Here is an 18891-nt window from a genome sequence, read left to right on the forward strand (position 1 = left end):
TTACGCGTCTCCCTCGTTGCTTTCTCGGCTCAGCAGTTCTTGGCGGATGCTCTCGGATGCCATGGGGAACCCGGCTGCCTTGCGCGATTCGAAGTAGGCGTGGGCGACGTCACGGGCCATGGTGCGCACACGCAGGATGTAACGCTGACGCTCGGTGACCGAGATAGCGTGCCGGGCGTCGAGCAGGTTGAAAGTATGCGATGCCTTGAGCACGTGCTCGTAGGCGGGCAGGGGCAACCCCGCGTCGAGTAGCTTTTGACATTCGCCTTCGCTGTGGTCGAAAGCGGAGAACTGATAGTCGACATCGGCGTGTTCGAAATTGTAAGCCGACTGTTCGCGTTCGTTTTGCAGGTAGACATCACCATAGGTGACGGATGAACCATCGGGAGCGTAGGTCCATACTAGGTCGTAAACGCTATCGACGTCCTGCAAGTACATGGCGATGCGTTCCAGGCCGTAGGTCAGCTCACCGGTGACCGGATAGCATTCGATGCCGCCGGCTTGCTGGAAGTAGGTGAACTGGGTCACCTCCATACCGTTGAGCCAGACTTCCCAGCCGAGCCCCCAGGCACCTAGGGTAGGAGACTCCCAGTTGTCTTCGACGAAGCGAATATCGTGGACCTGCGGGTCGATACCGAGACGCTCGAGCGAGCCCAGATACAGCGCCTGTAGCTCCAAGGGGGAGGGCTTCATCACCACCTGGAACTGATAGTAGTGCTGCAAGCGATTGGGGTTCTCGCCATAGCGCCCGTCGGTGGGGCGGCGCGATGGCTGCACGTAGGCGGCATTCCAGGTCTCGGGGCCGATGGAGCGCAGGAAGGTCGCGGGATGAAAGGTGCCGGCTCCGACTTCCATATCCAGGGGTTGCATGATTACGCAGCCCTGTTCGGCCCAGTACTGTTGCAGGGCAAGGATCAGGCCCTGGAAGGTTTTCACGTCTGGCGTCGACTGTGTCATTGGTGAAGTACCGTTGGCCCATGAATTCACGAACTGCCAAGTATACAATTAGCGGTTAATCGGTTATAGGCACCGTGACGAAAAGCACGCTTCCCGCGTGGGTGCACGACTTGAAGGAATCGACGACATGATCGTAGTGACGGGCGGTGCCGGTTTCATCGGCGCCAATCTAGTGAAGGCTCTCAATGCACGCGGCCACGAGGATGTGCTCGTGGTCGATGACCTCTCCGACGGCACCAAGTTCGTCAATCTCGTCGACTGCACGCTGGGGGATTATCTCGACAAGGATGATTTCCTGGCACGCGTGAAGGCCGAGCTGCGCGGCGAACCGAGTGAGCTGCCGCCGATCGAGGCGATCTTCCACGAAGGGGCCTGTTCGGATACTACCGAGTGGGACGGCAAGTTCATGCTCGAGAATAACTTCGAGTATTCCAAGGTGCTGCTGCACTTTTGCCAGCACAAGCGTATTCCCTTTCTGTATGCGTCGTCAGCGGCAACCTACGGCGGCAGCGAGGTATTCGTGGAAGCGCCGGAGCATGAAAAGCCGCTCAACGTCTATGGTTACTCCAAGCTGCTATTCGACCAGTACGTTCGTGTTCACTGGGAGTCGTTCGATGCCCAGGTGGTGGGTTTCCGCTACTTCAACGTCTATGGTCCGCGCGAGCAGCACAAGGGCAAGATGGCCAGCGTCGCCTACCACCATCACAGTCAGGTGAAGCGCGGCGAGAATCCCAAGCTATTCGGTGCCTGGGAAGGTTATGAAGCCGGCATGCAAAGCCGTGATTTCATTTATGTCGGCGACGTGGTGGACGTCAACTTGTGGTGTCTCGATAACCCCGAGGTGTCGGGCATCTTCAATCTGGGCACTGGCCGTGCCGAACCGTTCAAGGCTATCGCCGAGACGGTGATCGATTATTATCAGACTGGCAAGATCGACTACATCGCCTTTCCCGAGGAGCTCAAGGGGCGCTATCAGAGCTATACCCGTGCGGATATCTCGCGCCTGCGAGAGGCGGGCTACCCGGCCGAATTCAAGACCGTTCGCGAAGGCGTCAGCGCCTACCTGGATTGGTTGAATGGCTGACGACAACGCTACCGACGCCGCCCCACGCCTGCTCGTTGTCGGCCCTTCCTGGGTCGGCGATATGGTCATGGCGCAGAGCCTGTTCATGACGCTCAAGGCGCGCTATCCGGAGGCCTACCTCGGCGTACTGGCCCCGGGCTGGTCGCTGCCGATTCTGGCGCGCATGCCCGAGGTCGACGAGACCATCGCGTTGGACGTCAAGCACGGCGAATTCGGCTGGGCCACGCGGCGTGGCGTGGCGCGCACGCTGAAGGGCCGTTTCGACCGGGCGATCGTGTTGCCGCGCTCCTGGAAATCGGCGCTGGTACCGTTCCTGGCTCGTATCCCCGAGCGCGTGGGCTTCCACGGCGAGCAGCGCTATGGGGTGCTCAATGCGCGCCGTCAGCTCGATAAAAGCGTGCTGAATCAAACCGTGAAGCGTTTTGTCTCGCTAGGCCTGCCCGAGGACGAGGCGCAAGCCGGCGATTTTGCGATTCCCACGCCGCGCCTCGAGGTGAATGTCGACGAACAACACCGCCTGCGCGGGACGCTGGGACTCTCGGATCGTCCTGCCATTGGCATGATGCCGGGTGCCGAGTTTGGCCCGTCCAAGCAGTGGCCGCTGGCGCATTTTCGCACCCTGGCGGAACGCCTGGTGGCCGAGGGCTTCGAGGTGCGGGTGCTGGGTGGTCCCAAGGACGCCGACGCCGGTGAGACGATCAGCCAAGGGCTGGACGGCGTGCATAACCTGTGCGGGCGCACCAAGCTCACCGAGGTGGTGGACCTGCTCGCTGACTGCCAGCAAGTAGTCACCAACGACTCGGGACTGATGCATGTAGCGGCGGCGGTGGACACGCGTGTGCAGGCCATTTACGGCTCGTCCTCGCCGGCCTACACGCCGCCTCTGACCGAAAACGCCGAGATCCACGACCTCTACCTGTCATGTTCGCCGTGCTTCGCGCGTGACTGCCCGTTGGGGCACACTAATTGTCTGCGTCATCTGGAGCCGGCACGGCTATTGGCGTCGATTCGGCACGCGGCGCTCAGTTGACGCCTTTCCACATATAGGTTTGCAGTGCGTCTTCCTCCGCCATGTGGTCGTTGATGGTCTCTAGGCCGTATTCTTCGACCAGCGTGGGGGCCTTGGCGAATAGTGAGCGCCCCAGCCCGGCGGCACGTGCGTCCAGCGTGAAGCCCATGGCTTCGAGTACCGTCGGGTAGACATCGACCATCGACCCCTGGCGCTGGATACGCTTCCCGGCAGGGACACCCTCACCAAGCATCATGAAGGTGTTTTCGCGCTCGGCGTCGACCAGCTGCGGCCACTCAGAGTTCTTCATGCTCAGGTGGTCGCTAGAGATCACTACTAGGGTATTGTCGAGCAAGCCTTCCTCGTCGAGGCGCTGTAGGAAGCGGCGTACCAGCCAGCCTGTGCATTTCACCGAGTAGAGGATATTGACGCCGTCGAACTCGCCCTGGTGCTCCAGGCACGCCTGAGCCGGATTGCCGAATGGCGGGTGGGCTGCCAGGGTAAGAGCGAACATCGCGTAAGGCTGGCGGTCGTCATTATCAGCGAGCTTACGGATGCGTTCGGTGGCCATGTTGAGCAGGGTGTCATCGTAAAGGCCCCAATCGTTGAGGTAATCCGGCGGCGTGACCTGATCCTCCAGCTCGTCGCGGCCCAACGCGCGATCGAAGCCGTGCCCTTCATAGAACACCTTTTTACCCGCAAAGCGCGTACTGGCTCCTCCCATGTAGGTGAGGTCGTACCCTTGAGCATCGAGAATATCGCCTAGACACCGGGTATGTGGAAGCACCTCGTCGAGCGGCTCGAACTGATTGTCGTGTTTCAACCCGGCGGGAATCAGCGGCACGCCGCACTGGGTGGCGACCATGCCCGCGGTCGTCCAGCCGGTATTGTCGAGCTGCTTGAGCCCCTCGAAGACGGTACCGCGCTTGCCGAGCGCGGCGAGATCCTCATAGGCGTTGCCGAACGTGTCGCGGTCGGCGTAGGTTCGCTCGGTGCTCTCCAGATAGAGATAGAGGAGGTTGGGGCGCGTTTGCGGCTCGCTTTCAAGGCTCGGGACGTGGTAGTGATTGCGCAACCAATCCCCCTCGGTGACCACCGAAGCGCCGCGTTGCGAGAGTCCGAATAGTAGCGGATTGAAGGCCAGCAAGAAGAGCGCACCGACGCGCTCCCATAGCCGCCACCGGTGGTCGGCGCGTACCAACCAGGTGAAAGCCACTAGCATCAGGATACAGCAGAAGGTGAAGATGAAGGCGGCGAAAATACGGCTGACACCGCCATGCTCGGTCATTCCGGCTTGCAGGTGGAAGATGATCGCACCCAGGTCCACTTTGCCGAAACTGTCATCCAGGTATAGGTAAACCCACCACAGGGCCAGCGGCACCGATGACCAGGGCAAGACGCGTCGCGTGCTCGTGCGCTGCGCGGGATGGCCCCAGCGAAAATACCAAGCGATGGCGACCCACACCGCCGCGACGGGAAACAGGAACCAGTGGCTGATGACCGTAAGGGTGGTGAAGAGATACCCCAGGCATAAGCCGAGGTAAGTCAGTACACTCCAGCGGAGGGCGGCGGCGGGCAGCTTCATCATAAGAACGTGTCCTTGTCTTTATGACTAGATTGTCTTTATGACTAGAGTATGACAGTGGAGAAGCCGATCTGACTCATCGTTGCGGCGTTTGTTCAAGTTCGTAGAGCTCGTTGAGCTTGGCGTACTTCATGTAGGCATGAAACGCCGTGGTCAGCGCGACCGTCATGCCATCCATTCCCTGGAGCATGCCGCCCTTGAAGACCAGCTTGCGTAGCATCGCGTTGATGGCGTGCAGTGTCGGGCGCAGCCGTGAGGGGCTTACACCGCGCTCTTTCATCGCCCAGGCATCTCGGCTGGATAGCGCATCGATGCGCCGGATCCAGTGTGACATGTCCTCGTAAGTGAAATGTCGCAGGTGTGCCGTGGTGGCCTCGATCTTGGGGGCCTCGACCGAAGAGTGTGCCTTCTTGGGCAGATAGCCGGCGGTGGTGCGATTGTAAAGGCGCACCACCGAGTCCGGGTAGAAGCCCGCTGCGCGAATCCAGTGCCGAGCCACGTAGTTCTTGCGGCGAAAACTGTAGGCGGTCTGCGGGTCGTCGAGGGCGAGGGAATCGATCAGTGCCACGGCGTCGTCGTCAAGGCGTTCATCGGCGTCCAAGGCCAGGATCCAGTCATTTTTGGCAAACGGCACGCCGTGCGCCTTTTGTGGCCCATCGCCGAGATAGGCCTGTGCGATCACCCGAGCGCCCTCGGCCTCGGCAATCGCCACAGTGTCGTCGCTACTCAGCGAGTCGACGACGATCACCTCGTCGCAGACGCGTGACAGCGAACGCACGCAGTCGGCGATGTTGGCTTGCTCGTTGAGGGTGATGACGATTCCGGTCAGCGGTTGCATGGCGTTTCCTCGGTGGCCGTTGGCGTTGGCCAGGCGTCGGCGATTTGACATGCCACCGCCGCGATGTCGATACGCGACATATCGCTGGCGGAGGCATCATCGGCAGGCGGGCTAAAGGCCAAGCGGCATGTCTCGGCATTGCAGGTTTGCCAGCGCAGCGGCGTGGCCGAGCGCTTGGCGGGATAGAAGCCGATCGTGGGTCGATTGAGCGCTCCGGCGATGTGCAAGGGCCCCGTTGAGCCGGCGATGAAGACATCGGCGGCGGCCAGGGTCTCGGCAAAATCGGTCAGGCTGGCGCGTGGCGGCATGAGTACTGCATCGACCTCGCGTGCGTTGAGCGTTTCCACCAGGTGCTGGGCGACCGGTTCTTCGCCAGGGCCGTAAGTAATCACCCACTTCGGCTTTATGGGCAGGTTGGCACTAATCGCCTGGGCGAGATCAACGTATTGCGCCACACTGAGATTGACTGCTGAGCCACCATTGCCGGGATGCAGAAACCACCAGGGGCGCGCCGGGGAAAGCGACAGTTCATCGCTCAGGCGCTGGCGTTGGGTGTCGCGTGCCGCATCGGGCAGCGGCCAGTAGGGAGGCGCCGTCGTGGGCACGTCTTGGCCAAGCTTTCGCAGCAGCGTGTGAGCGAGATCCTGGTTATAGACATACTCGGGTTTTTGCGATCGTGACCTACGCTGTTTAATGCGGAAGTTGTAAAATATTTGAGCCCACTTGGTGGCGGGCGCCATGCGTAAGGAAATACCGGCACGCCACCCTAGCCAGCCGATGCGTGGCGTGGAGAATAGCGTCAGTAAGGCGTCGAACTTCCCGGCGCGAAGCTGCCTGAGCAAGTCTTTCTGCTGGTGGCGCGGCGCGACGCCGCCCGGGTCGAGAATCACTTCATCGACCCACGGGCAGGCATGCGCCAAGGGCGCTGTATAGGTGGGCACCAGCACGGCAACATGGTTGCCGGGATGGGCACTCTTCAGGCAGGCCAAAGCCGGCCAGGCGAGCATGAAGTCGCCGAGCTTGTCGTTGCGTACCACGAGGATGCGCTTTGGGCGCGACTGGGTCATCGAGTCTCCTATGCCCGGTGGCGTCGACGCGTGAGTCGAACATTGTCCGAGGAGCTTGCCTTGCAGCACAAGGTCTTGCATATCTGTTTATCCCGCGGCTGGGGCGGGCTGGAAATGTATCCTGCGCGCATTATACCCGAGCTGGCCCGTCAGGGGTGGCATGCCTACGCCCTGGCGCTCGAGGGAACGCGAGTGGCCCACACGCTGGCTGAGAGTGGCGCGCTCGAAGTGCGTAGTGTGCGCTCACCCACGCGCGCGCTGTGGCAACTTCCGATGCTGGTGCGCTGGCTGCGCCGCCGTGACATCCGCGTCGTGCATTGCCACAAGTCGAGTGATCTACGTCTCGGGGCATTGCTCAAGTGTCTATGCCCAGAATTACGCTTGATCTTCACCGATCACATGGGGGCCACGCGGCCCAAGCATGACCCTTACCACCGCTGGGTTTACCGGCATGTCGATCGTGTGCTGTCGATCAGCGAGGCAACGCTTTTGCGTAATCGCCAGGCCTTTCCACTGCCCGCATCGCGGATCACCCGACTGTATCTGGGCATCGACACAGCGGAGTTTGTTCCTCAGCTTGATGCTACTGAGCGCCGGGCACTACGTGACGCCTTGGGCATTCCGCGCGAGGCGGTGGCGATGGCTCTGCCCGGACGCCTGACCCCCGGCAAGGGTCAGCAAGTGCTGCTGGATGCCTTTACCCGCCTGTGTGGCGCCGGCGATACGCAATCCCACCTGGTGCTGATCGGGGGGCGGGAAGCGGATGAGGGCGGCAACCCGACGTTCATTGCGTCCCTGCGTCAGCAAGTCAGCGAGAGGGGATTGGACGCACGTGTCACGTTCACCGGGTTTCGGCGCGACTTGGCGCGGCTCCTTGAGGTGGTGGATATCGTCTGCGTGCCGTCGCGCAATGAGGCTTTCGGGTTGACGGTGATCGAGGCGATGGCGGCGAGCAAGGCCATAGTAGGTGCTGACAGCGGTGCGATTCCGGAACTGGTTGGCACCGAGAATGGGCGACTCGCCGATCCCCAGGACCCGGCGGCCTGGGCGGCGACGCTCGGCGAGCTACGCGATGCACCTGAACTGCGAGAGCGCCTTGGCGCCAATGCCTGCCGCTTCGTCAATGCACGCTTCACGTTGGCCCGCCACGTATCCGGACTGTGCGAGATTTACGCGGATGCCGCATAGCCAAGGCGGATTGTTTCCAGCGCCTGCTGGGGTGCGCCGAATTTTTCCAGCGAGCGTCCCAGACGCTTCAGGTTAGCCTCTTGCCAGCGCCCCGGCGCGCGCAGGCGGCAGCGGTCGAGGTCGATCAGCCAGACCCGGTCATCGGCATCGACGAGCAGATTGCGGGCATTAAGATCGACATGGTCGAGCCCGGCGTCGTGAAAACGGCGCACGGTATGCCCGACTCGCTTCAGCAGGTCGGGCGTCGCTGTCGGTAGGCGCTCGGCTAAGGCAGTGACACCTGGAATCAGCCGTGTGATCAGCGTGGCCGTGTAGCTCGGGCCGTGTCGCCACACGCCAGCGGCCACCGGCGAGGGTACCGGCAGGCCACGCTGTTTGAGTTCGGCGGTCAGGCGCATCTCGCGAAAGGCGCGGGTACGCTCGAGCCCGGTCCACACATAGCGCGCGTCACTGAGACGGGCGATCAAGCCGCCGCGCCGATAGGGGCGCAGCGCCCAACGCTCCTCGCCACAGGCCACGAACAGGCTCGCCCCGCGCCCCGGCGCTTCGCCGAGTACGGCGTCGCGCTCGCGCCAGAAGTCCGGGGTCAGCCAGCGCGAGTCGATTTGTGGCCCTTGGCCGGCGTCACATAGAATGTCGGCATCATATAGAATGAATGCCTGTCCCGTTTGGAATGTTGCCAACCGCATGAAGCATCCTCTGCCCGTCCGTCCCGCGCATATTTGTGTACTACGACTGTCCGCGCTGGGCGATGTCTGCAACCTCGTCCCGACCATCCGCGTGCTGCAGCGTCTATGGCCCGATGCTCGCATCACCTGGATCATCGGCAAGGGGGAGCACAGTCTACTGTCCGGCCTGTCAGGGGTCGAGTTCATCGTCTATGACAAAGCCTCGGGCTGGGCCGGCATGCGCGAGATCTGGCGTCAGCTCGGCGATACGCGCTTCGATGTGCTGCTGCACATGCAACAGGCGCTGCGCGCCAGCGCGCTTTCCCTAGGGCTCAAGGCGGACCTGCGGATCGGGTACGACAAGGCGCGGGCCAAGGATTGGCAGAACTGGTTCACGCATCGTCAACTGGCGCCGCATGACCGTGCGCATGTGCTGGAGTCGTTTCTCGACTTTGCGCGCCTGCTGGGCGGCGAAGAACGCGTCGATGCCGAGCCTCTGCGTTGGGATCTGGCGATCCCCGACAGCGCCTACCAGGAAGCCGCGCGTGTCACCGGCGAGACGCCTTACGTGGTGATCAGCCCCTGCGCCAATCCGCGCCTGCGCAATTTCCGCAACTGGTCCGCCGAGGGCTATGCGGCGGTGATCGCACATGCCTGGGAAGAGCACGGCCTGCGCACGGTGATGACCGGGGGCAGCAGCGCCCAGGAGCAGGAAATGGGCGCGCGCATTCGCGTCCTGTGCGCGGAAGAGGCGGTCATCGATGCCATCGGCGGCACCTCGCTCAAGGGGCTTCTGGCCATGCTCGACCGCGCGCGCATGGTGATTGCGCCCGACTCCGGGCCGGTGCACATGGCTAACGCCCTGCGCACGCCTACGCTGGGGCTTTTCGCCACCACCAATCCCGATCGCGCGGCGCCCTATTGCTGGCGGCGCTTCGTGGTCGACCGTTATCCCGATGCCGTGCGTCGTTATCTGCACAAGTCACCGGAGGCTATCCCGTGGGGCACGCGCGTGCGGCACCCCGACGCCATGAGCCTGATCCGTGCCGACGACGTCATCGCCCAATTCGATGCCTTGCTGGATGCCGCGCCGTCCGCTTCGCCCCGCTCGGAGCCCGACCATGAAGCTTGATCTGACAGTTCTCGAACAGGCCCGCCTACTGGTGGTGGGCGATGTCATGCTCGACCGCTATTGGCATGGCGGCACCTCACGCATCTCGCCAGAAGCGCCGGTACCGGTGGTCAAGGTCGGTGAATCGGAAGATCGCCCCGGCGGTGCCGCCAACGTGGCACTCAATATCGCCGCGCTGGGTGCGCATGCCGCGCTGGCGGGCGTGGTCGGCGAGGATGACAATGCCGCCTTGCTCAAGGCGAGCCTTGAAGCATCCGATGTGAGTACTCACTTTCACCATAGCCCAGATATCCCCACGATCACCAAGCTACGTGTGATGAGCCGCAACCAGCAGTTGCTGCGTCTGGACTTCGAGGAATCGCTGTGGGAAATAGACACCCAGGGCTTGACCGAGCGCGTCGAGGCGGCGTTGCCCGACGCCGACGTCGTGATTCTCTCCGACTACGGCAAGGGCAGTCTCAACCGTGTCGAAACGCTGATTGCCATCGCGCGTCAGGCAGGTAAGCGCGTGCTTGTCGACCCCAAGGGCCATGCCTTCGACAAGTATCGCGGGGCGAGCATCATCACCCCCAACCTGGGCGAGTTCGAGGCGGTGGTGGGACCATGCCCCGACGATGCCACGCTCGCCGAGAAGGGCGAGCAGCTACGCGCCGAGTTGGAACTCGAGGCATTGCTGATCACACGCAGCGAGAAGGGCATGACCTTGATCCGCGAGGGCCACGCGCCGCTGCATCTGCCGACGCATGCCCGAGAGGTCTTCGATGTCACCGGCGCTGGGGATACCGTCATCGGCGTGCTGGGGCTGGCGTTGGCGGCCGGTCAAGGCTACCCCGAAGCGATCATGCTCGCCAACCTGGCGGCGGGGCTGGTAGTCGCCAAACCGGGCACCGCGACATTGTCCATCGCCGAGCTCTACACAGCGCTGCATGGCGACAAGCTCGCCGAATTCGGCCCCATCGAGGAAAGTGCGTTGGTCGACGCGGTGCGCGCGGCCAAGCTGCGCGGTGAACGGGTGGTGATGACCAATGGCTGTTTTGACATCCTGCATGCTGGCCACGTGGCCTATCTCGAGCAGGCCAAGCGGCTGGGGGACCGGCTGATAGTGGCCGTCAACGACGATGCCTCCGTGGCGCGTCTCAAGGGCCCCAAGCGGCCGATCAATGCTCTCGAACGGCGCATGCAGGTATTGGCGGGCTTGAGCGCGGTGGATTGGGTAGTACCTTTCGCTGAGGAGACCCCGGCACGCTTGATTGCCGAGGTGTTGCCCGATGTGCTGGTCAAGGGCGGCGACTATCGCCCCGAGGACATCGCCGGCGGTGAAGCGGTCATCGCCGATGGCGGCGAGGTGAGGGTGCTCAACTTCGAGGATGGCGTCTCCACCACGGCGATGATCGGCACCATTCTCGACCGTGAAGGCTAGGCTATGTACGAAAAGTCGGCGAGCGATGGCCAGACAAGGCAAAAATCAGCGAAAAGACGGAGTTTACGTGGTGTAAATGAGTACTTTGAGCTGATTTTTAACGCCGTATGGCCGAGCACAGGCAGTTTTAGTACAAAGCCTAAGGCGGCGCAATGATGGCACCGGGTATCGCACGTGGCTTCTACAGCGCGCTTTTGTATCTGCTCTCACCGTTGATCTGGTGGCGGGTATGGCGTGAGCATGCGCTCACTAACAAGCGTGCGGAACGGTTGGGGCTGATCGCCGACGCGGCGGATGATACGCCGACGATCTGGCTGCATGCCGCTTCTGTCGGCGAGGTGCTGGCCGCACGCCCCTTGATCGAGGAGCTGGCGCTGCGTCATGCCGACCACCGTCTGGTGGTCACCACCATGACCGCGACCGGCGCCGAGCGCGTACGGGCACTGTTTCCCGCCGAGCGTTATGCGCTCACGCATTATTTCCTGCCGCTGGACTTCCCGGGCACGGCGCGGCGTTTTATCGCTCGTTTGCGCCCGCGTCTGGCGATCATCGTCGAGACCGAGCTGTGGCCCAACCTGCTGGCAGCATGTGATCGGCAACACGTGCCTGTGGTCGTCGCCAACGCCCGGCTCTCGGATAAGGCTTTCCGGGGCTATCGCAATGTGGCGCCATTGCTGCGTGGCGCACTGGTCGCGGTCAGTTGGCTCGCGGCCAAGTCGTCGGCGGACCTAGAGCGCTTCGTGGCGCTGGGGTTGCCCCGAGAGCGTGGCGACGTGGTCGGGTCGATAAAATTCGACCTTCCGCTCAACGACGATATTCGTGATGAAGGTGAGCGCTTACATACCGAGTGGGGTGCGCGATTCGTGTGGGTGGCAGGCTCGACCCATGAGGGTGAAGACGAGCAGGTTCTGGCCGCGCATGCCCACCTGCGACGCACGCATCCTCAGGCGCTGCTGGTGCTGGTGCCGCGTCATCCACAGCGCTTTTCGGCGGTGGCCGAGCTCTGCGAAGTAAGCGGCGAGTGCCTCGCGCGGCGTTCGCAAGGTGAAACGCCCAGCGCCGAGACGAGCGTTCTGCTGGGCGATACCATGGGTGAGCTAATGCGCTTTTACGCCGCAGCGGACGCCGCCTTCGTGGGCGGCAGCCTGGTGCCCATCGGGGGGCACAACCTGCTCGAGCCCGCCGCGCTCGGCGTCCCGGTACTCACCGGACCGCATCTGGAGAACTTTCAGGACATCGCCGAGACCCTGCGCGAGGCCCAGGCGCTATGCGAAATCGGCGACGCCGAGGCCTTGGGCGAGGCCTTGGCGACCCTCGCCGATGATCCCGACCAGCGCCGCCAGCTAGGCGCCGCCGGCAAAGCGGTGGTGGCCGCCAATCGCGGCGCCTTGGAAAAGACGCTAGAAGGCATCGCGGCGCGGTTGCCGTCACAGCCCAGCTTGTAACGCTAGGCTATCGACGGTCTCGAACGAGACCTCGTCAGGGCGTATAGCGCTCAACGCCATTCTCCGTCCCCAACAACAGCACATCAGCACCGCGCTGGGCGAAGAGCCCGTTGGTCACCACGCCGACGATATTGTTGAGGCGCTGCTCCATGGCCTTGGGGTCCTCGAACAGGCATTCGTAACCATCGAGGATCTGGTTGCCGTTGTCGGTGACCACACCGTCGCGGTAGACCGGTGTGATGCCCAGCTTGACCATCTCCCGCGCCACATAGGAACGGGCCATAGGGATCACCTCGATGGGCAACGGAAAGCCGCCGAGCACGTCGACGTGCTTGGAGGCGTCGGCGATGCACACGAAACGCTCGGCGCAAGCCGCGACGATCTTCTCGCGCGTCAGCGCCGCGCCGCCGCCCTTGATCATGTTGAAGTGCGCATCGATCTCGTCGGCGCCGTCGACATAAACTGGCACCGTGCCCACGTGGTTGAGCTCGAAGACATCGATGCCGTGACCTCGCAGGCGCTCGGCCGTGGCGTCCGAGCTTGCCACCGCGCCTTGGAAGTCGTGTTTGAGCTCGGCGAGCAGGTCGACGAAGAAATTGGCGGTGGAGCCGGTGCCCACGCCGATGATGGTGTCACGGCCGAGCAAAGGCTTGATATCCTCGATGGCGGCGACGGCCACCGCGCGCTTGAGTTCGTCTTGGGTCATGGTGCGTCCGTATGGGCGTTGGTATCGAGTCGTAAGACGTTTGTGTAAACGTTCATATAAGCGTTCGTATAAACGTTCTTGTAAAGCAGTATCGGCGAAATCCGTGCCCATTATAGAGCTTATGCGCGCCGTGCAAGAGACATGGCGGCACGCATGGGACTGGACGCTGTGCCACGCCCTCTGCTAACAATGGAAGTTTGCTATCGGTTGGCCAGCCCCCTGGCGCACCGGTTTCACAATGAGACGCGCGAATTCGCAGGACACACCAGAATGCTAGAAGAGACCGTCAAGAAAATCCTCCAGGCACGCGTATACGAAGCGGCCCGGGAAACACCGATATCCCCTGCTCCTTTCCTCTCCCGCCGTCTCAACAACACGATTCTGATCAAGCGTGAGGACCTGCAGCCGGTCTACTCTTTCAAGATTCGCGGCGCCTATAACAAGATGGCCCAGCTAAGCGAAGAGCAAAAGGCCAAGGGCGTGATCGCCGCCTCCGCCGGCAACCATGCCCAAGGCCTGGCCATGGCCGCCAAACAGATGGGCGTCAAGGCGGTCATCGTGATGCCGCGCATTACGCCGGATATCAAGGTTCAGGCGGTACGTGCCCGAGGCGCCAAGGTCGTGCTCAAGGGCGATGCTTTCGGCGAGGCGCTGGCCCATGCACGCGAACTGATCGACGAGCACGGCTATACCTACATTCCGCCCTTCGACGACAACGATGTGATCGCCGGCCAGGGCACGGTGGGTATGGAAATTCTGCGCCAGCACAGCGGGCCGCTGGATGCGATCTTCGTGCCCGTGGGCGGCGGCGGCCTGCTCGCCGGTGTGGTAGCCTATATCAAGTACTTGCGCCCCGAGATCAAGGTGTTTGGGGTCGAGGCGGAAGATGCGGCCTGCCTCAAGGCGGCCATGGAAGCCGGCGAGCGCGTCACCCTCGATCAAGTCGGCGTGTTCGCTGAAGGCGTCGCCGTGGCACAGATCGGCGAGGCGCCTTTCGAGATTCTGCGCCATTGGATCGACGGTGTGATCACCGTCAACACTGACGAAATGTGTGCGGCAGTCAAGGATATCTTCGAGGACACGCGCGCCGTCGCCGAGACCTCTGGCGCGCTGTCGCTGGCCGGGCTCAAGAAGTATATCCAGCAAGAGCGCGTCGACGGTCAGACGCTGTTGTGCATCAACTCGGGCGCCAATACCAATTTCGACCGCTTGCAGCACATCGCCGAGCGCACCGAGCTGGGCGAGCAGCGCGAGGCGATCCTCGCGGTCACGATTCCCGAGCGCCCCGGCAGCTTCAAGAAGTTCTGCAAGACCATCGGCAAGCGCATGGTTACCGAGTTCAACTACCGCTATGCCGATCCCGAGCAAGCGCATATCTTCGTCGGCGTGCAGGTCAAGCCGGGCGGCGACGACCGCCAGGCGGTAATCGACAAGCTGCGCGAGGCCGACTATCCAGTGGAGGATCTAACCGATAACGAGCTGGCCAAGCTGCACATTCGCCATCTCGGCGGTGGACGCCCCAAGGAACACTTCAGCGAGGAAGTCTATCGCTTCGAGTTTCCCGAGCGCCCCGGTGCGTTGATGAACTTCCTGACGCATCTGCCCGCCGACTGGAACATCTCGTTGTTCCACTATCGCAATCACGGCGCGGCGTATGGCCGGGTTCTGGTGGGCATGCAGATTCCCGATGGCGCCCGGGCGCATGTCGAGGAACACTTCGAGCGCATCGGTTATCGGTACTGGAAAGAATCCGACAATCCCGCCTATCGTCTGTTCATGGCGTGAACCGTCCGGCGTCATGTTATGACGCCTTTATAGTTATAGATTATGAGAACCTATATTTCCATAGGTTCTCATATCGTTAATATGACGAATAGCAAATAAGAACATCGTTCGTTAACCAAACGTTTCATTCTTGTGCCCGAGGCCAGTTGTCAACCCATACGGCTGGCCCTATAGTCGTAAGCGTTATTTGGGGTGCTATAAAAAACAGTCCTTTACGGAGCAGGAAATGAAGCGCAAGCCTGATCTAGTCATGGCTTTAGTAATGTTGTTTGGCTTGGGTGTCGTGGCGACGGGTTACGCACAGACATTGATGGGCACTTGATGTACGCCCCGGTATCTGGGCGTATTCGTCGGTCGTCTTGAACGCCCGAGTGATTGCATGGCCCGCCAAGCGGCCGACGATGGTTCCCCATCGTCGGCCGCTTGCGTTACGGGCGCACGGTGCGGGCGTCGCTGACGATGGCATCGAGAGGCACATCCCAGCCCGCGATGGGCAATCGCTCGACGTACTGGCAGTCGTGGGCAAGGCCGATCAGGCACGGGTGCGGACGGCGCAGGCGTCGAAAGGCGAAGGTGCGGTCGTAGAAGCCGCCGCCCATGCCCAATCGATTGCCTTGAATATCGAAACCAACCAGCGGCATAAGCACCAGATCCAGCGCCCAGGCCGGCAGACGCCGTGCGCGATGCGCGCCATGGCGCGTGCTCGGTTCCGAGATGGAAAAGCGATTGGTGCGCATGGGCGTCTTGGCGTGGTAATGCACGAACCACAGGCGATTGTCGGACAACGGGCGCAGCACCGGGAGATAGACCCGGACGCCGCGGCGTCGGAACCATGCGATCAGCGGTGTCGGGTCGATCTCGCCGTCGTTGGGCAGATAGAGCGCAACGCGGCGCGCGCGTTTGACCTCTGGCAACTGGCGCAGGCGGCGGCATAGTGCATAGGCGGCCTGACGGCGCTGGGACGCGGAAAGTCGGCGTCGACGCCGGCGCAATTCGCGGCGTAGGCTGCGTCGGTCGGATAGTTCGAGAGGGGCTTCGTGCGTCATGTTCGGTGAGGTTCCCCAAAGTGCCGCTGTCGTTCTGGCCCTGAACCTAAAGGTTCAAGGTGGGTGGCCGCAGACGAGTCATCAGGCTTTCCGTCGCACGGACATGCACACAGACCCGTCTAGCATTTGGCCCCCTAGTAATGCGCATAGGCTCGAGGGACTATAACGACTGGCGAACACTTCAGGGAACGCCCCTATCCTAGCAGAGACCGGGGCGCGGCCAAAGCATCAGGCACTTTTCGTATAGAGCCTTCCCGCGTATAGCCTCTTGTCTCGTATCGCACCGTTTCTTGTATAGAGCTCTGGCGTAACGAACCTAAGTGCTTGTCGGGCAAGGCCGAACGTCAGCTTGAAGGTTTGTCATCGGCGACGGGCGCATCGGCCAGGGCTTGTTCCAGACGCTCGCTAAGGCGCGACAGACTGGACTCGCTCTCGCGCTGGGTGTCGAGCGCTTCGAGGAGTTCATGAGTGATATTCAGCGCCGCCATGATGGCGATCTTCTCGGCGCCCTGCACCTTGCCCTGGGAATGGATGCCGTTCATGGCGCGATCCAGATAGCGCGCCGCGCGCTTTAGCTCGTCTTCCTGGTCGGGCGGGCAAGCGATCACGTAGGGGCGTCCCAGCAACGTGATCTCGGTCGTCTGCCGCGAGGCGTCGTTCATGGATCGCTCCAGAGCGGGCCAAGGTCGGGCCCGATGCGGTAAGATGGAACCAAGTTTCCGCGTCATGCGCGGTGGAGGGAACAGCCTCGACGACCATGGCATCCTGCCCGTCGCGAGCCTACGTTCGCCGCCATGTAAGCCATTGATCACTATAAAGAGCCGCCCGGTCGCGGTCAACGCGGCCCGGTGGCCTGCAGCACAGGACCGCATCATGTCCCTAATCGACGAACAACTCGATTTTTCACGTGTCGCCGACACCTTTCTCGCCCACGGCAGCATGCAGTCACCGGCGTTTCTCGACGGTCGCTTGTGCGCACGCTTGGCGTTGGCCGACATCAGCGCCGATACCTGGCTCGAGGAAGTCTGCGCGACCCTGGGTGTCGACCAACCCAATAGCCGTGAAGACGGCGAAGTCCTGCTCGCCTGGCGGCGGCAGGCGTTGGACGCCCTGGCCGCGCCAGAGCTCAACTTCGAGCCGCTGCTGCCCGATGACCTGTTCTCTCTCGCCGAGCGCGCGCACGGCCTACAGGAATGGACTCAAGGCTTCCTGGAGGCCATCGTCGAGGCCGGCGGCCAGAGTGACGACTGGTCGGCGGCTTTGCGCGAAGTGCTCGAAGACCTTGGCTCGCTCGTCAACCTGGAGATCGAGCTCGAGGACAACGCCGAGAACGAGAACGACCTTTTCGCCTTGACCGAGCATGCGCGCATGGCCGCCATGATGCTCTATACCGAGCAGCACCCCGGCCAACCCCAGGTCGAGCGCGTCGAGAATCCCGAGGGCGACGACGCCACCACACCGCCGTCACAGACACACTGATCAATCTCTTGGCCGGGCTTGTCCCGGCCTCTCTCCCATGTCTCCCGCCATCCGAGGAGCGCCCATGCCTCGCACTGCCCTGCCGCGTCCGGCGGCGATTTCTTCCGATGAATACCGTGTCCGCCGCCAGGCGTTGATGGCGGCCTTGCCCACACATAGTGCCGTATTGATCTCGGCGGCCTCGCTGGTCACGCGCAACCGCGACAGTGAATACGCTTTTCGCCAGGATAGTGACTTCCACTACCTGAGCGGTTTCCCCGAACCCGACGCGCTGCTGGTGCTGCTGCCCGGTCGCGACGCCGGCGAAGCCGTGCTGTTCTGCCAAGAGAAGGACCCTTCCCAGGAGGTCTGGACCGGGATACGCATTGGCGCCGAGGCCGCCGTGACGGGTTACGGCGTCGATGAAGCCTACGAGAACGACACCCGAGATACCCTGCTGCCCGAGCTGCTCGAGGGCCGTGAAACACTGTTCCTGCCCCTCGATAATGGCGAGATGCTGGCCCTGGTCGAGTCACTGCGTGCCGAACTGGCGCCCCAGGCCCGGCGCGGCGAACGTACACCGCGTGCCTTCGCCGATATTGTGCCGCTGATCCACGCACAACGCCTGATCAAGAGCGAGGCGGAACTTGGCCTGATGCGCCACGCCGCGCGTATCTCGGCGCAGGCGCACCGCCGGGCCATGCAAAACGTGGGTCCAGGGCTTTTTGAGTACCAGCTACAAGCAGAGCTCGAGCACGAGTTCGTCTGGCACGGCGCTCGCGAACCTGCGTATGCCACGATTGTCGGGGGCGGCGAAAACGCCTGTGTGCTGCACTATATCGAGAACAGTGCTGCGCTGCGCGACGGCGACCTGGTATTGATCGACGCCGGTGGCGAATTCGAACTTTATGCCGGCGACATTACGCGCACCTTCCCGGTCAACGGCCGTTTCACGCCAGCGCAGCGTGAGCTCTACGAGGTCGTCCTCAAGGCGCAATGCCGCGCGGTGGCTGCCGTCGCACCAGGTACGACCTTGAGTGCGATCCACGATGGTGTCGTGCACGACCTGACCGCTGGCCTCATTCGCCTGGGGCTGCTCGAAAGCCCGCTTGAGGCACGTATCGATGATCACGGATACCGGCGTTTCTTCTTGCACGCCACCTCGCACTGGCTGGGGCTCGACGTGCACGACGTCGGTACCTATCGGCTGGATGGCGAGCCGCGTGTGCTGACGCCGGGCATGGTGCTGACCGTCGAACCCGGGCTCTATATTCCCGACGCCGAGGACGTTCCCGAGGCGTATCGCGGCATCGGCATTCGCATCGAAGACGATGTCGCGGTGACCGCCATAGGGCACGAGGTGTTGACGGCAGACGTGCCCAAGGAAGTGACGGAAATCGAGGCACTTATGCGCAAGGGTTGAGCATTTTTTGATCGCATGGTTTTTGATTACGTAATTACGTTACGCATACGTAAAACGGCCTGCCGTGACGGGAAGGCTCT

General features: G+C 62.4%; 17 protein-coding genes and 1 other RNA gene. 9 read left to right on the forward strand and 9 right to left on the reverse strand.

The genetic code is table 11. The features are described 5' to 3' along the window. Entirely contained in the window at window positions 1-957 is a 957-nt protein-coding gene (gene glyQ, locus LUN51_RS04955) for a glycine--tRNA ligase subunit alpha (protein WP_040240191.1), read from the reverse strand. 127 nt (window positions 958-1084) lie between these two features. On the opposite strand from glyQ, the gene rfaD reads away from it, so the two are divergent. Together rfaD and waaF are read left to right on the forward strand one after the other, a co-directional pair. After that, window positions 1085-2041, forward strand: coding sequence for an ADP-glyceromanno-heptose 6-epimerase (gene rfaD, locus LUN51_RS04960; RefSeq protein ID WP_277810376.1), 957 nt, complete (start codon window positions 1085-1087; stop codon window positions 2039-2041). Continuing rightward, window positions 2034-3071, forward strand: coding sequence for a lipopolysaccharide heptosyltransferase II (gene waaF / locus LUN51_RS04965; protein ID WP_277810377.1), 1038 nt, complete (start codon window positions 2034-2036; stop codon window positions 3069-3071). Before rfaD ends, waaF begins: the two co-directional genes overlap by 8 nt. Here waaF and LUN51_RS04970 read toward each other — a convergent pair. From LUN51_RS04970 to LUN51_RS04980, 3 genes are all read right to left on the reverse strand, one after another. Continuing rightward, complete coding sequence (locus LUN51_RS04970) at window positions 3064-4638, reverse strand: sulfatase-like hydrolase/transferase (protein ID WP_277810378.1); 1575 nt, start codon at window positions 4636-4638, stop codon at window positions 3064-3066. The two genes, waaF and LUN51_RS04970, sit on opposite strands and share 8 nt — an antisense overlap. 73 nt (window positions 4639-4711) lie before the next feature. Further along, window positions 4712-5473, reverse strand: a complete 762-nt coding sequence (locus tag LUN51_RS04975; protein ID WP_277810379.1) for a glycosyltransferase family 2 protein — start codon at window positions 5471-5473, stop codon at window positions 4712-4714. Next, a complete protein-coding gene (locus LUN51_RS04980) occupies window positions 5461-6540 on the reverse strand; it encodes a glycosyltransferase family 9 protein (protein WP_277810380.1) in 1080 nt (359 codons plus the stop codon). Before LUN51_RS04980 ends, LUN51_RS04975 begins: the two co-directional genes overlap by 13 nt. A 30-nt stretch (window positions 6541-6570) precedes the next feature. Between LUN51_RS04980 and LUN51_RS04985 the strand changes: the two genes are divergently transcribed. Beyond that, window positions 6571-7728: a glycosyltransferase family 4 protein gene (locus LUN51_RS04985; RefSeq protein ID WP_277810381.1), complete on the forward strand. Its 1158-nt coding sequence runs from the start codon at window positions 6571-6573 to the stop codon at window positions 7726-7728. Here LUN51_RS04985 and LUN51_RS04990 read toward each other — a convergent pair. Next, on the reverse strand, window positions 7710-8417 hold the full coding sequence (locus LUN51_RS04990) for a 3-deoxy-D-manno-octulosonic acid kinase (RefSeq protein ID WP_277810382.1): 708 nt from the start codon (window positions 8415-8417) through the stop codon (window positions 7710-7712). The two genes, LUN51_RS04985 and LUN51_RS04990, sit on opposite strands and share 19 nt — an antisense overlap. Here LUN51_RS04990 and LUN51_RS04995 point away from each other — a divergent pair. From LUN51_RS04995 to waaA, 3 genes are all read left to right on the forward strand, one after another. Continuing rightward, complete coding sequence (locus LUN51_RS04995; RefSeq protein WP_277810383.1) at window positions 8416-9528, forward strand: glycosyltransferase family 9 protein; 1113 nt, start codon at window positions 8416-8418, stop codon at window positions 9526-9528. The two genes, LUN51_RS04990 and LUN51_RS04995, sit on opposite strands and share 2 nt — an antisense overlap. Then, a complete protein-coding gene (hldE, locus tag LUN51_RS05000) occupies window positions 9518-10948 on the forward strand; it encodes a bifunctional D-glycero-beta-D-manno-heptose-7-phosphate kinase/D-glycero-beta-D-manno-heptose 1-phosphate adenylyltransferase HldE (RefSeq protein ID WP_277810384.1) in 1431 nt (476 codons plus the stop codon). Before LUN51_RS04995 ends, hldE begins: the two co-directional genes overlap by 11 nt. Window positions 10949-11100: 152 nt before the next feature. Continuing rightward, complete coding sequence (gene waaA / locus LUN51_RS05005; protein ID WP_277810385.1) at window positions 11101-12393, forward strand: lipid IV(A) 3-deoxy-D-manno-octulosonic acid transferase; 1293 nt, start codon at window positions 11101-11103, stop codon at window positions 12391-12393. Window positions 12394-12427: 34 nt separating this feature from the next. On the opposite strand, the gene rpiA is transcribed toward waaA, so the two are convergent. Further along, on the reverse strand, window positions 12428-13099 hold the full coding sequence (rpiA, locus tag LUN51_RS05010) for a ribose-5-phosphate isomerase RpiA (protein WP_277810386.1): 672 nt from the start codon (window positions 13097-13099) through the stop codon (window positions 12428-12430). A 189-nt stretch (window positions 13100-13288) separates the two neighbouring features. On the opposite strand from rpiA, the gene ilvA reads away from it, so the two are divergent. After that, complete coding sequence (gene ilvA, locus LUN51_RS05015; protein WP_075368554.1) at window positions 13289-14884, forward strand: threonine ammonia-lyase, biosynthetic; 1596 nt, start codon at window positions 13289-13291, stop codon at window positions 14882-14884. A gap of 428 nt (window positions 14885-15312) precedes the next feature. Here ilvA and LUN51_RS05020 read toward each other — a convergent pair whose 3' ends face one another. The 3 genes from LUN51_RS05020 to LUN51_RS05030 all read right to left on the reverse strand — a co-directional run bounded on the left by LUN51_RS05020 (window position 15313) and on the right by LUN51_RS05030 (window position 16592). After that, window positions 15313-15930 carry a 5-formyltetrahydrofolate cyclo-ligase gene (locus LUN51_RS05020; protein ID WP_246923180.1) on the reverse strand — a complete coding sequence of 206 codons (618 nt, stop codon included), beginning with the start codon at window positions 15928-15930 and terminating at the stop codon, window positions 15313-15315. Between the two features lie 8 nt (window positions 15931-15938). Then, window positions 15939-16121: non-coding RNA, 6S RNA (ssrS, locus tag LUN51_RS05025), on the reverse strand. Window positions 16122-16274: 153 nt separating this feature from the next. Then, complete coding sequence (locus LUN51_RS05030) at window positions 16275-16592, reverse strand: cell division protein ZapA (RefSeq protein WP_246894710.1); 318 nt, start codon at window positions 16590-16592, stop codon at window positions 16275-16277. A 211-nt stretch (window positions 16593-16803) separates the two neighbouring features. Between LUN51_RS05030 and LUN51_RS05035 the strand changes: the two genes are divergently transcribed. After that, entirely contained in the window at window positions 16804-17409 is a 606-nt protein-coding gene (locus LUN51_RS05035; protein ID WP_246894709.1) for a UPF0149 family protein, read from the forward strand. Between the two features lie 64 nt (window positions 17410-17473). After that, window positions 17474-18811 (forward strand): Xaa-Pro aminopeptidase, encoded by a 1338-nt coding sequence (gene pepP / locus LUN51_RS05040; protein WP_277810387.1) that lies wholly within the window; start codon window positions 17474-17476, stop codon window positions 18809-18811. Window positions 18812-18891 lie beyond the last annotated feature (80 nt).

This window comes from Chromohalobacter canadensis (assembly GCF_029544075.1).
Lineage (GTDB): Bacteria > Pseudomonadota > Gammaproteobacteria > Pseudomonadales > Halomonadaceae > Chromohalobacter > Chromohalobacter canadensis_A.

Bases quoted from the DNA above. Each gene is read 5' to 3' on its own strand.
- glyQ (WP_040240191.1), bottom strand. From the start codon at position 957: ATGACACAGTCGACGCCAGACGTGAAAACCTTCCAGGGCCTGATCCTT.
- rfaD (WP_277810376.1), top strand. From the start codon at position 1,085: ATGATCGTAGTGACGGGCGGTGCCGGTTTCATCGGCGCCAATCTAGTG.
- waaF (WP_277810377.1), top strand. From the start codon at position 2,034: ATGGCTGACGACAACGCTACCGACGCCGCCCCACGCCTGCTCGTTGTC.
- LUN51_RS04970 (WP_277810378.1), bottom strand. From the start codon at position 4,638: ATGATGAAGCTGCCCGCCGCCGCCCTCCGCTGGAGTGTACTGACTTAC.
- LUN51_RS04975 (WP_277810379.1), bottom strand. From the start codon at position 5,473: ATGCAACCGCTGACCGGAATCGTCATCACCCTCAACGAGCAAGCCAAC.
- LUN51_RS04980 (WP_277810380.1), bottom strand. From the start codon at position 6,540: ATGACCCAGTCGCGCCCAAAGCGCATCCTCGTGGTACGCAACGACAAG.
- LUN51_RS04995 (WP_277810383.1), top strand. From the start codon at position 8,416: ATGAAGCATCCTCTGCCCGTCCGTCCCGCGCATATTTGTGTACTACGA.
- LUN51_RS04990 (WP_277810382.1), bottom strand. From the start codon at position 8,417: ATGCGGTTGGCAACATTCCAAACGGGACAGGCATTCATTCTATATGAT.
- hldE (WP_277810384.1), top strand. From the start codon at position 9,518: ATGAAGCTTGATCTGACAGTTCTCGAACAGGCCCGCCTACTGGTGGTG.
- waaA (WP_277810385.1), top strand. From the start codon at position 11,101: ATGATGGCACCGGGTATCGCACGTGGCTTCTACAGCGCGCTTTTGTAT.
- rpiA (WP_277810386.1), bottom strand. From the start codon at position 13,099: ATGACCCAAGACGAACTCAAGCGCGCGGTGGCCGTCGCCGCCATCGAG.
- ilvA (WP_075368554.1), top strand. From the start codon at position 13,289: ATGGAAGTTTGCTATCGGTTGGCCAGCCCCCTGGCGCACCGGTTTCAC.
- LUN51_RS05020 (WP_246923180.1), bottom strand. From the start codon at position 15,930: ATGACGCACGAAGCCCCTCTCGAACTATCCGACCGACGCAGCCTACGC.
- LUN51_RS05030 (WP_246894710.1), bottom strand. From the start codon at position 16,592: ATGAACGACGCCTCGCGGCAGACGACCGAGATCACGTTGCTGGGACGC.
- LUN51_RS05035 (WP_246894709.1), top strand. From the start codon at position 16,804: ATGTCCCTAATCGACGAACAACTCGATTTTTCACGTGTCGCCGACACC.
- pepP (WP_277810387.1), top strand. From the start codon at position 17,474: ATGCCTCGCACTGCCCTGCCGCGTCCGGCGGCGATTTCTTCCGATGAA.